We start from the raw sequence: 15,384 nt of genomic DNA on the forward strand, positions 1-15,384 counted from the left end.
TCGCCCCGGACCGTCAAAGGGTCTGGCGCAGAGAGTCGGATCGTTCAGGGGATGATGCTGCAAGGGCATCACCTTCCCGTCGGGGGCGCGGTAGCGGCAAGGGGTTAATACCCCCGCTGGTTCGAGCGATCGAGCCGTACAGCTCCCGGAAAACCACGCACGCGGAGCGACGACGCGATGCCGAAACACACTCTCTCTACGGTCACCGGGCGTCGCGTCCGGCGCTCCGCCGGCCCTTCCCATGACTTCAGCGCCTCGGCGCGTGAGGGCGAAGAGGCGTGTGTGCCGGGTGGTTAGTTTTTCGTGATTTGTGGTTGCCGCATCTGGCAGCACGCTCCGTCGGCCGCCATTGGGCAGCATCGAAGATGCGACAACCACGAACCACCAACCACTAACCACCGACCGCGCAAAACGGAGGGTGCCGCGGACCCCGACCTAGCTGACGATCGAAATATTCGGACGGCCTGTCGTCTGGGGTTCCAGCCACGGCGGGGCGGGCATGGCGCGGTGGGCCTGGGCCAGGGCCTCGGACCAGCGGCGGCCCAGGTCCTTGAAATAGGGGTCGTCGGTCTCGATGCGGCGCTGATGGCCATGCAGGCTGTCGCGGTTGATGACCACCATGTCGAAGGGGGGGCCCACGGCGACGTTCGAGCGGATCGTCGAGTCGAACGAGATCAGCCCCAGCTTGACCGCCTCGGCCATCGGGGTGTCGGGGCGCAGGGCCCGATCCAGGATGGGCTTGCCGTATTTGAGCTCGCCGATCTGAAGGTAGGGCGTATCCAGCCCGCATTCGATGAAATTGCCCTGGGCGTAGATCAGGTACAGCCCCATCTTGCCGCCCCGGATCTGGCCCCCCAGCAGCATCGAGGCCGTGACCTTGAGCGCATCGGCCGACAGCGACGGCGCAATCTGGTTGCGAACCTGGTTCAGGGCATAGCCGACCAGCTGGGCCGCGCGGAACAGGCTGGGTGTGTTTTCAAGCGTCTCGACGTCGTCGTGGCCGGGCATCTTGATGCCCTCGGACACCATGGCCAAAGCCGTCTGGGTCACCGACAGATTGCCCGCCGTCGAGATGGCGATGACCCTGTCGCCCGTGATCTCGGTCACGTGCAGCTTCTTGTAGGACGAGATGTTGTCGACACCCGCATTCGTGCGCGTGTCGGCGATCATCGCCAATCCATCGTTCACCAGCATTCCGACGCAATAGGTCATCAGCTCAATTCGGACCCCAAACGCACGACATCGCCGCAAGGACAGGAAACGCTAACAGATTCGTGTCGCACGGCGACCCTTGCCAAAGGGTCACCAGCCAATTCCTTGCTGTTGCTGCTGAAGCTGTTGCATCTGGCGCACACGCAGGGCCACGGTCATGGTCTCCATCCCGCCGCCGTAGCTGGTTCCCCGGAACGGCGTGGCCCCCAGCGCATCCAGCCCGGAGGCCACCCGGACGTAGTGTTCGGTCGGGGCGATGCCGTTGGCCGCGTCGAACCCGACCCAGCCCAGGTCCTGGACCCAACCCTCGGCCCAGGCATGGGCGGCGTCCTGATCCTCCAGCCCGTCGGTGCGGTGCAGATGGCCCGAGACGTAGCGGGCCGGGATGCCGATGCGGCGGGCGCAGGCGATGAAGATCTGGGCGTGGTCCTGACAGACGCCCTTCTTCTGGGCGAAGGCATCGGCGGCGGTGTGGTCGGCCGTGGTCGACCCGACCATGAAGGCCACCTCCTCGTGGATCATGGCCATCAGCCGATGCAGCCGGGTCAGGTCGTCACCCGGACCCACCCGATCGGCAAAGGCCCGCAGCGCCGCATCCGCATGGGTCAGGGGACTGTCCCGCAGATAGACCAGGGGCGACAGACGTTCGGGCACGCCGCGCAGCACGCCGCCGGTCTCGGTCGTCGCCACCTCGCCGGTCACACGCACCGTCAGGGTCTCGGTCGGTCTCTCGGTGTAGAGGGTGTGGACGATGTTGCCGAACGAGTCCTCGGCGCGGCGCAGCTTGGTGTCCACGTCGGTCTCGATCCGCCATTCCCGCACCTGCTGGCTCTCGGTCGAGCGCGGGGTGACGCGCAGGGTCTGGAGGATGAACCGCGCGGGCCGGCTGTAGGAATAACGGGTTTCGTAGTCGATCCGGATGCGCATATCAGACCAGATACTGGTCCTGGACGGCCGCTGCGAGCTTGTTGTTCTCGCCGAGGAAACCCAGGATGTATTCGTGCAGGCCGGACTGGAAGATGTCCTCGATCTTGGCGTCGTTGAACTGGGCCAGCCGGGCCGAGGCCAGCCGCTGGGCCGGGCCACGCCGTCCATAGTCGGTCGCCAGCCGCTCCAGATACGACACGATCATCCCCTGACAGCTGGCCAGCGACCGGGGCATCTGACGGTTCAGCACCATCAGGTCGGCGACCAGCCAGGGCCGCACGCTCTCCCGATAGACCCAGCGATAGGCGGTCAGGGCGGAAACCTCGCGCAACAGGGTCGTCCACTGGAAATAGTCGAGCTGGCCCCCGACCCGCTCGCCCGCCGGCAGCAGCAGATGGTATTTGACGTCCAGTAGACGCGCCGTGTTGTCGGCCCGCTCGATCGCCATGCCCAGCCTAAGGAACCAGTAGGCGTCGTTCCTCAGCATGGTCCGCGACGAGGCCCCCTCGACGTTCAGCGACGTCGACTTGACCCACTCCAGAAAGCGCACGAAGTCGTCGCGCTTGCCCGGTTCGCCCAGTTCGTTCAGCCCGTTCCACGCCCCGTTGATCGCCTCCCACAGCTCGATGGTCAGGGCGGTGCGAACGGACCGGGCATTGGTGCGGGCGGCGGTGATGCAGGCCCGTATCGACGACGGATTGTCCGAAGCGAAGGCCAGATACTCCCGCACCGACTTCTCGGTCGGCGACCGGCCCGAGGCGGCGAAGGCGCGACTGACCCCGGCCGAAGCGATCGCGCTGGCCCAGGCGGTCGCGGCCGCTCCGTCCTTGGCCGGCAGGGCGGCCAGACGCACGGCGGCTTCCAGGATGCGCGCCAGGAAATCGGCCCGCTCCATATAGCGGCCGGTCCAGTACAGGCTCTCAGCAGTCCGGCTCAGCATGGGCGATCACTCATCCAGCACCCACGTATCCTTGGTCCCGCCGCCCTGGCTGGAGTTGACGACCAGCGACCCGGCCTTGAGTGCCACCCGCGTCAGACCGCCGGGCGCGACCTTGACCCCGGCCGGGCTCGACAGCACGAAGGGGCGCAGGTCCACGTGACGTGGCGACAGGCCGGACCCGTCCAGCGTCGGCGCAGTCGACAGCGACAGTGTCGGCTGGGCGATGAAGTCATCGGGATCGGCGATCAGCTTCTTGCGGAAATCCTCGATCTCGGCCTTGGTCGAGGCCGGGCCGACCAGCATGCCGTAGCCGCCCGATCCGCCGACCTCCTTGACGACCAGCTCCGGCAGCTTGTCGAGCACCTCTTTCAGCGCATCCGGCTCACGGCAGCGCCAGGTCGGCACATTCTTCAGGATCGGCTCCTCGCCCGAGAAGAAGCGGATGATCTCGGGCATGTAGGTATAGACGGCCTTGTCGTCGGCGACGCCGGTGCCGACCGCGTTCGACAGGGTGACGTTGCCGGCCGCATAGGCGTTCATGATGCCGGGCACCCCGACCGACGAATCCGGCCGGAAGGTCAGCGGGTCCAGCCAGTCGTCGTCGATGCGGCGATAGATGACGTCGACGCGCTTGGGCCCCTGGGTGGTGCGCATGAAGACGATGTCGTCGTTGACGAACAGATCGCCCCCCTCGACCAGCTCGACCCCCAGCTTGTCGGCCAGGAAGGAGTGCTCGTAGTAGGCCGAATTGTAGGGCCCGGGCGTCAGGACGACGATGTTCGGATCGCCCCCCGCGCTTTCCGGCGCCGAGGCCTGGAGCGAGGACAGCAGCATGTCCGTATAGGTCTCGACCGGCCGGATGCGGTGTTCGGCGAACAGGTCCGGGAACAGCCGCATCATCATCTCGCGGTTCTCCAGCATGTAGGAGACCCCCGACGGGGTGCGGCAGTTGTCCTCCAGCACGATGAAGCCGTCCTCGCCCGTGCGGACGAGATCGACGCCGCAGATATGGGTCCAGATGTCGCCCGGCGGACGACGGCCCTGCATTTCGGGCCGGTAATGCGGGTTGGTGAAGATCAGGTCGGCCGGGATGATGCCGGCCTTGATGCATTCCTGAGCGCCGTAGATGTCCTTCAGAAAGGCATTCAGCCCGTTGACCCGCTGGACCAGGCCCTTTTCGAGGGCGGTCCATTCGGCGGCACCGATGATGCGGGGCACCACGTCGAAGGGGATCAGCCGCTCGTTGGACTCGACGTCGCCATAGACGGCGAAGGTCACCCCCATGCGGCGGAAGAACAGCTCGGCCTGACGCGAGCGCGAAGTCAGAAGGTCAGCCGGCGCGGCATCCAGCCACCGGGACAGGGTCCGGTAGGGGTGACGGACCTCTCCGGGTCCGCTCGTGCCTGTCATCTCGTCGAACGTGGCCCTGCTCCTCTAAGGCTGGATATCAGATTGGGCTGGAGGCCACGGTTCGCGCAACAGAAATGTTGCAGCGCGAAGACGATAGGTGCCGATTCCGTGTCAGCGCGTGACCACGTCAGGCTTCATCGGGGCAAGCTTTGCCAGAAAACGGTTCTGCACCGCGAAGCGCACACCCTCCTCGCGCATGGCGGCTTGAAGGTTCTCGACCAGCGCCCCCATGTCTGCCGCCTGGGCTCCCATCTCGGCGTGGGACGCCGCCATGTCGCGACCCGTGTACGTACAGCCGCCGCCCAGGATATAGCAGAACTGCTCCTTCAGCGTCCGGCGCAGGCGCACCAGATCCGAGGCCGCGAAGATGCCCGAGATGCGGGGATCTGCGACGCTGCGAGTGACCAGCCCATCCACGATGCGGCCGACACCGGCCTCGCCGTGGAAGGCCTCGTACATGGCCGTGCCCTCGAACGGAGTCGCGCCGGCATGGGCGTTGGATTGCGCGTACGGGGCGACGGCCAGCTCACCGGGGTGCTCGGTGGACATCACGTCGGCGGGAGCCGATGGGGATCCGTCCTGGGCCAGGACCGGCACAGCGATCAGGGCGAGGGCGGCGACAAGGGCGAAGCGGATCATGGTTCAGAACCCGACCTGGAGGGACAGATAAAGCCCGCGCTGATCCTCGAAGGTCGCGATCGACCCGAGATCGGCCCAGGCGGCGGTAACGGACAGATGCTTGTTCACCGCATAGGCGGCATAGACGTCGACCCAGTCGTCTTCCCTGGCAAAGCCCAGGTTGTCGGGCTTGGTCCGGTATTCGGCGCCGACGACCAGATTGGGGCTGAGCAGATATCCGACCGATCCCTCGAACTGGGGCTCCAGGTCGTCGTTGCGATCGCCACCATAGCCAAGCAGACCGGTCTGGTTGGCGTTGGTCCAGCGCACGGCCCCCGAGACCAGCAGGCTCTGGCCCAGGAACAGTTTGGTCGCGGCGACATAGACGTCGGTTCCCTCGTCGTCCTGTCCGCCGACCGCCGCGATGATCGCGCCCTGATCGTTGGACTTGAACTGGGCCCCCACGGCGATCTGGGGCATCCAGCTGTCCGAAGCATAGACGGCGTCACCCAGGACCTTGACCTTCACCCCCACGATGTCCTGGGTGAAGGTGAACCCCTTGCCCAGGCCCAGCAGGGCACCGGTCGCGCCGGTGTCGAACTCCTGCCTCGCGATCGACACCTCGACCCGGTCCCACAGACCGACGGCGGCCCCGACCGAGCGAAACTCATAGTCGGGCAGGTTGATATAGGTGGCGTGCAGATTGGCCCCGACGCCATCCTCGGCGCCGTAACCCGTCGTGACCGCCCAGGTCGCGATCCCGCCTCCGCCCGATCCCTCGACCGAAGACACACCGCCTGTCAGCAACAACTTGCCGCCCGTCCGGGATTCCGGAACCCAGTCGAAAGCCTGGGCCGCGACGGGACCGGCGGCGCTCACCACGGCGGCGGCGATTGCGAACGACGCGCTCAACTTCAGACCAGGCCGCAATGCCCGCAACAGCGCGGGGACAGGGAGAAGGAACACGATCAGCCTCGACGCCGGGAAGGAACAGCAAGGCCGACCAAGCCAGAGGACGGTTAACGACATTTGAATGCCACCATCTTTGCTACCTCAAAGACAAACAAGGCAAGCCGCAGAACAACTCTAGATTGCATTATGGTTTACGGCAAGTTCACGGGCGTCTGTTACTCAACGGGAATGCGTATTGTTCTCGCCATGGCCCTCGCCTTGCTTTTCGGTCTGCCCGCGGTCGCCGCTGATCTGACGGTCAGCGTGCGCGACACCGGCGGTCGACCGGTGCGCGACGCCGTGATCACGGTGGTTCCCAACTCCGGCGTGCCGCGCGGGCCGATCCGGTTCGCCTGGCCTCTGCGGGTCACACAGTCGAACGTCCAGTTCGACCCCTTCGTCCTGATCGTCCCCGTCGGGGCCGCCGTCAGCTTTCCCAACCTGGATCGGGTCCGTCACCACGTCTATTCCTTCTCACGCGGCAACCGGTTCGAGATCGAGCTGTTTGGCCGCGACGAAAGCCGCAGCCACGTCTTTTCGACGGCCGGTGTCGCCGCCCTGGGCTGCAACATCCATGACCAGATGCTGGCCTATGTGAAGGTCGTAGACACCCCGTGGGCGGCCAAGACCGGCGCGACCGGCGACGTCACGGTGACAGGCCTGCCCGCAGGCGGCGCGACCCTGCGCGTCTGGCACCCACGTCTGACCGGGCGCGGCAACGAGATCGCCACCATCTATACCCAGGCGGCAGCAGGTTCGCGTCAGTTGATCACCGGCGACTTTTCGGGTCGGGCAGCCGTTCGATGAAAATCCGCTTCAACCGCCTCCAGACCCGACTGACGGTCCTCTATATGGGGCTGTTCGGCATCGCGCTCGTGCTCGTGGCGATCGCCGTGGTCACGGCCGTAACGTCCAGCGCCCGCAGCGTGGTGCGCGACGAACTGACCGCCTCGGGTGCAGTCTACAACCAGATCTGGGCGGGTCGGTCAGAACAGCTGCGCCAAGGCGCCGCCGTCCTGGCCCAGGATTTCGGCTTCCGGGAGGCCGTCGCCACCAATGACGAGGCCACCATCCGCTCGGCTCTGGACAATCTGCGCGCCCGCCAGAAGGTGGATGGGGCCATGATCGTCGGCATCGATGGCTATGTCACCGCCGCCGGCCTGAACCCCGACGAAGCCGCGATCGACACCCTGTACGCGGGTCTGGAATCAGGTCGGCTGGATGCCGGCGTGATGACCATCGGCACGGGTCCCTATCAGGTCGTCGCGGCCCCGATCATGGCTCCCGTCCTGATCGGCTGGGTCGTGTTCGTGGACCCGCTCGACGTGGGCCAGATGCAGAACCTGGAGAGCCTGTCGGCCATTCCGCTGACCGCCACCGTCGCCACCCGCGCAGCCACCGGCTGGCGTGACATGGCCGGGGCCGCGAGTCCGCTGGGCGCGATGCTCGATCGCCAGACTTTCGATGGCGCGGCCCAGGCCGTCACGACCCGCACCCCCGAAGGCTCCGCCATGGTGCTGGCCCGGGCCCTGCCCTCGTTCGACGCCGATGCGCCGGCCGTTCTGGTGCTCAACTATCCGCTGAAGCGGGCGATGAAGCCCTATGAGCCGCTGTTCCTGGCCCTGGCCGTGATCGGCCTGGCCGGTCTGGCCCTGCTGATGGCAGGAACCTGGGTTCTGGCGCGCGGCCTGACCCGGCCGATCAGCGCGCTCGACGACGCTGTCCACCGGCTGCAACAGGGCGAGCATGCCGAGGTCGAGGTCGGATCGACCGACGAGATCGGCCGCCTGGCCGCAAGCTTCAACCTGATGGCCGGCGACATCCGCGACCGCGAGGCCCGCCTGACCCACATGGCCCTGCACGACCAGGAAACCGGCCTGCCCAATCGCCTGTCGCTGGAACGCCAGGCCGCAGCCCATCCGGGCGTCTATGTCGTCGTGGTCGGGGTCGACCGGTTCGAGGTCGTGCGCAACGCCATCGGCTATGATTCCATGGCCCAGCTTCTGTCGGCCGTGGGCGGTCGGCTGGCGACCCTGACGGAGGGGTCGGCAATCGCCCGCGTCAGTGGCGGGACCCTGGGTTTCAGCTTCGCGGCCGGCGACGACGCCGAAGCCATCGCTATTGCCGAGGCTGTCTGCGCCCAGGCCGAGACGCCCGTACGCCTCAGCGGGGCGACCGTCGATGTCTCGCTCAGCGCCGGCCTGGCCCGCGCCGGCAAGAGCCTGTCCGGAGTCGATTCGACCGTCGATCGCGCCGCCATCGCCCTGGATCAGGCGCGAGCGGCCCGCCGTCGGTGCAGCCTGTTCGATGCGGCCAGCTACGGCGATCCCGGCGGTAACCTGTCGCTGATCTCCGAGCTTATGGCGGGCGTCGGGTCCGGCAACGTCTGGATGGCCTATCAGCCCAAACACGACCTGCGCGCCGGTGCCGTCACCGGCGTCGAGGCCCTGATGCGCTGGCGTCATCCCCGGCGCGGCTTTGTCTCGCCCGACCTGTTCATCGGCATGGCCGAGGAAACGGGCCATATCCGACCGCTTACAGAATGGGTCATCCACCAGGCGATCGCCGACCAGAAGACCCTGGCCGCCCAGGGTCACGCCCTGATGATGTCGGTCAACATCTCGGGGCGGCTGCTGTCCGACGAGGCTTTCGCCGACTTTGCCCTGAATGCGGTGACGACCAGCGGCGCGGACCTGTGTTTCGAGATCACCGAGACGGCCGTCATCGACAATCCCGAGCTCGCCCTGGCCATCATCGACCGGTTCTCTGCGGCGGGGATCAAGGTGTCGATCGACGACTATGGATCGGGCCTGTCGTCCCTGGCCTACCTGAAGCGGATCAAGGCCGACGAGCTCAAGATCGACAAGGCCTTCGTCCTGGCCCTGGACGAGAGCTCGCGCGACGCCCTGCTGGTCAAGTCGACGATCGATCTGGCCCACAGTCTTGGCCTCAAGGTCGTCGCCGAGGGGGTCGAGACCGCGACCGCCATGGCCCTGCTGCAAGGCATGGGTTGCGACATTGCCCAGGGCTATTTCATCGGCAAGCCGATGGCACTGAAGGACCTGAGCGAACGTCTGGCCGCCCCTGAAGCTTCAGCCAGCGTGGCGGCCTAGCCAGGCGCTCTTACGTCCGCCGACAGGGCCGTGACCACCGCCTCGATGCGCTTGCGGATGTCAGGCACAGCGATCGTTTCCCAGAAGGCCGCGCGGGCCGGCGGCCCCAGCACGAAGAGGCACGGATCGGCGACACCCTGCGCATCCAGCACCCGGCCGGACGGATCGAGATCGAGACCCAGACGCAGCGGATCCAGCTGCGCCCGACCCGAGGCCAGCAGCGGAGCCGTCAGCGGATCGGTCGCGGGCGAATGGGCCGGCCCCGTGCAGTCGATCAACCAGTTCGCGGTCAACGGCGGCTGCGCCCCTCCGCCGCGCGGTGCCCAGCCGGCCCATACCCCGTCCCCATCCGCTTCGACGACACCCAGACGACCGGCGACGACCCGGAGTCGCCGTGACGCGACCAGTCCGGTCAGGGTTTCGGCGATCCGGGGCGCGATCCGGTGCCGATGGACGTCCCACCAGGGCCGCAGATGCCGGACCATCCGGGCGCGCTGGTCGGCGTCGGCGCTCGCCCACAGGTCGGCGGTGATCGGACGATAGGCCTCCATCACCCCTCGCCAGCCGCTGGCGCAGGTCGTCGCGCGCGCCGCCGCGAGACGGTTCGACACCGGCCCGGTCAGAGCGTCGGCGGGCAGGTCGGCCGCGAGATCAGGCGTGGCGGCATGGGCGCGGGGCAACAGGCCGCGTCGCGACAGGGCGGTGGCCCGGCCCTTCCAGCCTCTCGCCAGCAGGCTCTGGATCATGTCGACCATGGTCAGGCCCGTGCCGATGATCAGGATGCTGTCGTCGGCCGCTATCCGGTCCAGCGCTCCGGCGGCCCAGGGATCGCCGATGATCCGTCCCCCCGCCTCGCCCGAGGCGATCGCCGGGGCCGGATTGCCGGTGGCCAGGACGACGGCGTCGGCGGGGATAGTGCGGCCATCGGTCAGGTATACGGCTGCGGCCTCGATCGCGGCGACACGCCCTACTGTCGTTTCGATCCGGCCCGGAAAGCCGGCGTTGACCGTCGCCAGACGGTCGCGGACGTAGTCGCCGTAGACCTTCCTCGGTGCAAAATCGATCGGGTCGGCCAGTTCGGGCCGATGCGTTTGCAACCACCGGACAAAGTCGTCCGGCCGGCCATCGACCGCGCTCATCCGGCCCGACCGCACGTTCAGCAGATGGCCCTCGAACGCCGTCGAATAGGCGACGCCCAGACCCACATCGGTGGTGTCGTTGATGAGGACGGACGCGATCCCGCTCTCGGCCAGCCTTGCTGCCAGCATGGCTCCGGAAAAGCCGCCCCCGACGATCGCTACCCGGTACGCCGCCTCAGCCACTCGACCTCCAACTCAGGCGGCGACACTGGACCCGCCGCCGCCGCCGCGCAATCGGTGTCAGATTTCCTGGTTGTAGGCGCCGACTTCGGGATGGGCGGCCAGGCGCGGCTTCACCTCTTCGCGGAACAGGGCGCGCATGTCGTCCTCGGAGCGCATGGATTCGACCACCACGACCATTTCGGGCTTGTTCGACGAGGCGCGAACCAGGACCCAGGACCCGTCCTCCAGATGTACGCGCGCGCCGTTGACGGTGATGACCTCAAGGATCTTGCGGCCCAGGATCGAGCCGCCCTCGGCCGCGAGTTTCTCGTATTCGGCGACGATCTTGGCCAGGACGTCGTACTTGATCTCGTCGGCGCAGTGCGGCGACATGGTCAGCGACGTCCACGCATCGGGCAGGGCGGTCTTGAGCTCGGACAGGGCCTTGCCGGGATTGCGGTCCATCATCTGGAGCACGGCGGCAGCGGCGACCAGGCCGTCGTCGTAGCCCCGGCCGATCGGGTTCGCCAGGAAGAAGTGGCCCGACTTCTCGAACCCGGCCAGGGCCCCCAGTTCAGCGGTCTTGCGCTTGATGTAGGAGTGGCCCGTCTTCCAGTAGACGGTGGTGGCCCCGTTGGCCTTGAGCACTTCGTCGGTCTTGTACAGACCCGTGGATTTCACATCGACGACGAAGGTCGCATCCTTGTAGAGGGCCGACAGATCGCGGGCCAGCAGCAGGCCGATCTTGTCGGCGAATATCTCCTCGCCCGTGTCATCGACCACGCCGCAGCGGTCGCCGTCGCCGTCGAAGCCCAGGGCCAGGTCGGCTCCGGTTTCCCTAAGCCGCTCGGCCATGGAGACCAGCATCTCGTGGTCCTCGGGGTTGGGATTGTATTTGGGGAAGGTGTAGTCGAGGTCGCAGTCCATCTCGATCACCTCGGCGCCCATCATGCGCAGGGCGTCGGGGGCGAAGGCGCCGGCCGTGCCGTTGCCGCAGGCGGCGATGACCTTGAGCGGGCGGCTCAGCTTGATGTCACCGACCACCTCCCTGAGGTACAGGTCGCGGAACCCTTCGATCCGCTCGACCTTGCCGCCGGGACGCGACACGCCGGTACCGCCCAGCACGATCTCCTTCAGGCGACCGATCTCGTCGGGACCGAAGGTGACGGGCGGGTTGGCCCCCATCTTGACGCCGGTCCAGCCGTTCTCGTTGTGCGAGGCGGTGACCATGGCGACGCAGGGGGCTTCGAGCGCGAACTGGCCGAAATAGGCCATGGGCGACAGGGCCAGGCCGATGTCCAGCACCTCCATCCCCCCCTCGATCAGGCCCAGGATCAGCGCCTGCTTCACCATCAGTGAATAGGAGCGGTAGTCGTGGCCGACGACGATGCGGGGCTGGACGCCGATCTCGTGGACATAGGTGGCCAGGCCCAGACCCAGGGCCTGGATGCCCAGCAGGTTGATCTCCTTGTCCAGGATCCAGCGGGCGTCGTACTCGCGAAACCCCGTCGGCTTCACGAACGGAATGTTCTCGAAGTCGATGGTGTTCGGCGTCAGGTCCTGGCGCGGCTTGAGCATCGGTCATCCTTGGGCGGAGCGAATCGGGGATCGATTAGACTTGAGCCGCACTCCACCGGCCCGCGACGGGCGGCTGCGACAATCGGGCCCCTATAGCCAATGCCTTGAAACGCGACAATAAGAGTCGCCAACAAGCGTCGCGGACATGTCGACGGATAGGATTGCGCGGATGGCCTTCTCGAGCTTGGGTTCGCCCTCCCGCCTGCCAGCGATGGTGACGGGCCTGCTGCTGTGCCTGGCGTCGCCCTGCGTCGCTCAGTCCCCGGAGATTGGCTTATCCTCGCCGCGCCTGGCGGGCGTCGACGCCGTCATCGGGGGCGCGAGCGGCTTCGCAGGAGTGGTCGGCGTCGAACGCGAGGGAAAGGTCGTCCATCTGGCTGCCTATGGCGTGGCCGAACGCGAAACCGGAACGCCGCACCGGATCGACGAGATCTGGCGATGGTCCTCCGTATCCAAGATGATCACGGCCATCCTGATCCTGCAGCAGGTCGATGACGGACGCATAGCTCTGGACTCGCCTTTGCGGGCCTACCTCCCCGACTTCGCGGTCAATGCGGACCGCATCACGATCCGGCAACTTCTGAAGCACACCTCCGGCCTGGCCAATGCGAACGCAGGTCCCGACGTCGCGCCTGCGGACGGTACGCCCGACGCCTACCAACAGGCGACCGACTGGCGACCGGCGTGCCAGGCGCCGCCATCAGCCGAGCCGGGTGCCGGCTTCGCCTACAATAACTGCGACTATTTCGTGCTGGCCGAGGTGCTCGAGGCCGTCACGGGCCAGACCTATGACCAGCTGATCCAGATGCGGATCGTCCAGCCTCTGGGCCTCGGCTCCGTCGGAGTGCCCCAAGGTCCCGCCCGCCGCGAGGCCTATGTCGATGGCCAGCCGGAACCGATCCAGTACCCGGCTTCATGGGGCGCTGCGGCGGGGGTCTATGGCTCGACGCGGGACCTATTGGCGATCCAGACGGCCTTGATGGAGGGACGCCTGATCTCGGCGGCCTCACGCGCGGAGATGTGGGCTGGCGATCCCCAGGCTGGCTTCGCGGCGCTCAGCGTCTGGTCCTACGAACCCGACCTCAAGGCCTGTCTCGGCAAGACCCGACTGGTCGAGCGCTATGGCGAGGTCGGGGGTGTCCAGGTACGCACCTTCATGCTGCCGGATCAGGATGTGGCGATCGCGGTCTATTCCAACGACGGGAGCACGACATTCGGCGAGGTCTGGCGGGGTGAGGGCCTGTCCGTCGATATCCTGCGGGCCGCCGCCTGCCTGCCATCGCCTGCGGCCTCTTGACCCACCGCCGGGTGCGACATAGGCCGGACCGCTGAACTTCGCGGAGCCGCCCATGCCTCGTCTGATCCTGCTGCGCCACGGCCAGAGCCAGTGGAACCTGGAAAACCGCTTCACCGGCTGGGTCGACGTCGATCTTACGCCTGAGGGCGAGGCCCAGGCGCGGCGGGGCGGCGAACTGATCGCCGGTGCGGATTTCAGGCCGACCGTCATGTTCACCTCGGTCCTGACCCGGGCCAAGCGCACCGGGGCCCTGGCCCTGCAATCGGCCGGGCTGACCGGGGTGCCGGTGATCGAGGACTGGCGGCTGAACGAACGGCACTATGGTGGCCTGACCGGGCTGGACAAGGCCGAGACGGCGGCGAAACACGGCGAGGATCAGGTCAAGGTCTGGCGCCGCAGCTATGACGTGCCGCCCCCGCCGCTGGCACCCGGCGGCGAATGGGATTTCCACGCCGACCCCCGCTATGCCGGCCAGACCATCCCCGACACCGAAAGCCTCAAGACCACGCTCGATCGCGTCCTGCCCTACTGGAACGAGGCCATCGCACCGCGCCTGAGGGCCGGCGAGGACGTGCTGATCACCGCCCACGGCAACTCGCTGCGCGCCATCGTCAAACTGCTGTTCGATGTGCCGGACGACCAGATCGTGGGCGTCGAGATCCCGACCGGCAATCCGCTGGAAATCACCCTCGGCACTGACCTGAAGCCCACTGCGGCCCGCTATCTCGACGAAGGACGGGCTCAGGCCCTGCCGCCGGTCGCATGACGGCGTCACCCGGCGAGGTCCAATCCAGTGACACGAACCATATGGGTCGGGCCATCGAACTGGCACTGTCGCGTATGGGCGAGACCTGGCCGAACCCGGCCGTTGGCTGTGTGATCGTCAAGGACGGCGTTGTCCTGTCCGAGGCAGCCACGGCACCAGGCGGCCGTCCCCATGCCGAGGAACAGGCTGTGCCCGCTGCCGGACCGGACGTTCGCGGCGCGACCGCCTATGTCACCCTGGAACCCTGTGGCGCCCGGTCGTCGGGTCGTCAGTCCTGCGCCCAGTTCCTGGCCGAGGCCGGAATCGCGCGCGTGGTGGTCGCCTGTCTGGATCCGTCACCCTTCGCCTCGGGTCGGGGCACCGAGCGGCTGCGGCAGGCCGGGCTCTCGGTCGAGACAGGACTGCTGGGCCACGAGGCGCGGGTGTTGTGCGAAGGCTTCCTGCATCGGCTCGAAACCGGCCGACCGATGGTCAAGATCAGCACGGACGGGGCCGGCTTCGACGCGCGTTTTGCCGCCTCCCCGCGCGCCGATCTGGTCACCGAACTGCAACGACTGGGCGAAGCCGGATACACGCGCCTGTGGACCGGTCCCGGCGAGTTGGCCGACGCCCTTTCGGCTCAGGGCCTGCTGACCGCCTGAGTGTGACAAAACGCTGATTGCGCAAGCCTTCCTTAAGCGGGTCGGGTGCAAGCTTGCGTCATGACTCCGCTCGCCGAGCATCCTCCGAGACGCCGCATCAGCCAGTCCGAGCTGAATGCCATCTGCACGCGCCATGACCGGCTCTGGCAGGCGAAGCCGGGCGGGGCCCGCGCCGTCTTCGCCTGGATGGATATCTCGGGACTGGACCTGACCGGGCGGAACCTGGCCGACGCCGACTTCACGGCAGCCTGCCTGAGCGGTTGCGACCTGACCGGAGCCAAGCTCGACAACGCCATCTTCTTCGGCGCGGACCTGCAAGGCGCCAGCCTGACCGAGGCCAGTCTGCGACGGGCCGATCTTCGCGGTGCCTGCCTGCGCGGCGCGGACCTGTCAGGGGCCGATCTGTTCGAGGCTGATCTGCGCGAAGGCACCCTGGCCACGGCACGGCCCGAAGGCGGCTTCGCCATCGTCGAGGCAGCCCGATCGCACGATACCCAGGCCCAGGGTGCCTGTCTGGCCGGGGCCAATCTGCAACGCTCGCGTCTGTCGGGGATCGCTGCCCAGGCGGCCGACTTTTCCGACGCCATCATGAAGGACTGCAAACTGGTCCGGGCCAATCTGAAACAGGCC

The 15,384-nt window shown here is 67.2% G+C and carries 14 protein-coding genes; 6 read left to right on the top strand and 8 right to left on the bottom strand.

What is annotated here, in order from left to right; all coding sequences use genetic code 11:
* Positions 1-435: 435 nt before the first annotated feature.
* The 6 genes from JHC99_RS11570 to JHC99_RS11595 all read right to left on the bottom strand — a co-directional run bounded on the left by JHC99_RS11570 (position 436) and on the right by JHC99_RS11595 (position 6,019).
* A complete protein-coding gene (locus tag JHC99_RS11570; protein ID WP_292154366.1) occupies positions 436-1,212 on the bottom strand; it encodes a peptidase in 777 nt (258 codons plus the stop codon).
* 90 nt (positions 1,213-1,302) lie between these two features.
* The gene (locus JHC99_RS11575; RefSeq protein ID WP_292154369.1) at positions 1,303-2,139 is read right to left on the bottom strand and encodes a transglutaminase family protein; all 837 of its coding nucleotides are present in this window, start codon (positions 2,137-2,139) and stop codon (positions 1,303-1,305) included.
* Between the two features lies 1 nt (position 2,140).
* Positions 2,141-3,079, bottom strand: coding sequence for an alpha-E domain-containing protein (locus JHC99_RS11580; RefSeq protein ID WP_292154371.1), 939 nt, complete (start codon positions 3,077-3,079; stop codon positions 2,141-2,143).
* Positions 3,080-3,085: 6 nt separating this feature from the next.
* Positions 3,086-4,489, bottom strand: coding sequence for a circularly permuted type 2 ATP-grasp protein (locus JHC99_RS11585; protein WP_292154372.1), 1,404 nt, complete (start codon positions 4,487-4,489; stop codon positions 3,086-3,088).
* 111 nt (positions 4,490-4,600) lie between these two features.
* Complete coding sequence (locus JHC99_RS11590) at positions 4,601-5,128, bottom strand: group 1 truncated hemoglobin (protein ID WP_292154374.1); 528 nt, start codon at positions 5,126-5,128, stop codon at positions 4,601-4,603.
* A gap of 3 nt (positions 5,129-5,131) precedes the next feature.
* Positions 5,132-6,019 carry a DUF3034 family protein gene (locus JHC99_RS11595; RefSeq protein WP_292154375.1) on the bottom strand — a complete coding sequence of 296 codons (888 nt, stop codon included), beginning with the start codon at positions 6,017-6,019 and terminating at the stop codon, positions 5,132-5,134.
* Between the two features lie 186 nt (positions 6,020-6,205).
* Between JHC99_RS11595 and JHC99_RS11600 the strand changes: the two genes are divergently transcribed.
* Complete coding sequence (locus JHC99_RS11600) at positions 6,206-6,865, top strand: methylamine utilization protein (RefSeq protein ID WP_292154377.1); 660 nt, start codon at positions 6,206-6,208, stop codon at positions 6,863-6,865.
* Positions 6,862-9,171: an EAL domain-containing protein gene (locus JHC99_RS11605; RefSeq protein ID WP_292154379.1), complete on the top strand. Its 2,310-nt coding sequence runs from the start codon at positions 6,862-6,864 to the stop codon at positions 9,169-9,171. The genes JHC99_RS11600 and JHC99_RS11605 overlap by 4 nt, the downstream gene beginning before the upstream one ends.
* Here the strand turns inward: JHC99_RS11605 and JHC99_RS11610 are convergent.
* Positions 9,168-10,493: an FAD/NAD(P)-binding protein gene (locus JHC99_RS11610; protein WP_292154381.1), complete on the bottom strand. Its 1,326-nt coding sequence runs from the start codon at positions 10,491-10,493 to the stop codon at positions 9,168-9,170. The genes JHC99_RS11605 and JHC99_RS11610 overlap by 4 nt on opposite strands.
* 57 nt (positions 10,494-10,550) lie before the next feature.
* The gene (locus JHC99_RS11615; protein WP_292154383.1) at positions 10,551-12,050 is read right to left on the bottom strand and encodes a phosphomannomutase/phosphoglucomutase; all 1,500 of its coding nucleotides are present in this window, start codon (positions 12,048-12,050) and stop codon (positions 10,551-10,553) included.
* Positions 12,051-12,219: 169 nt separating this feature from the next.
* On the opposite strand from JHC99_RS11615, the gene JHC99_RS11620 reads away from it, so the two are divergent.
* The 4 genes from JHC99_RS11620 to JHC99_RS11635 all read left to right on the top strand — a co-directional run.
* Positions 12,220-13,347: a serine hydrolase gene (locus JHC99_RS11620; protein ID WP_292154384.1), complete on the top strand. Its 1,128-nt coding sequence runs from the start codon at positions 12,220-12,222 to the stop codon at positions 13,345-13,347.
* Positions 13,348-13,399: 52 nt separating this feature from the next.
* The gene (locus JHC99_RS11625) at positions 13,400-14,113 is read left to right on the top strand and encodes a 2,3-bisphosphoglycerate-dependent phosphoglycerate mutase (protein ID WP_292154386.1); all 714 of its coding nucleotides are present in this window, start codon (positions 13,400-13,402) and stop codon (positions 14,111-14,113) included.
* Positions 14,110-14,754, top strand: a complete 645-nt coding sequence (locus JHC99_RS11630; protein WP_366927798.1) for a bifunctional diaminohydroxyphosphoribosylaminopyrimidine deaminase/5-amino-6-(5-phosphoribosylamino)uracil reductase RibD — start codon at positions 14,110-14,112, stop codon at positions 14,752-14,754. Before JHC99_RS11625 ends, JHC99_RS11630 begins: the two co-directional genes overlap by 4 nt.
* 60 nt (positions 14,755-14,814) lie before the next feature.
* Positions 14,815-15,384, top strand: a 570-nt coding sequence (locus JHC99_RS11635) for a pentapeptide repeat-containing protein (RefSeq protein WP_292154390.1), incomplete at its 3' end; no start/stop codon positions are given.

The organism is Brevundimonas sp. (assembly GCF_016463485.1).
Taxonomy (GTDB): domain Bacteria; phylum Pseudomonadota; class Alphaproteobacteria; order Caulobacterales; family Caulobacteraceae; genus Brevundimonas.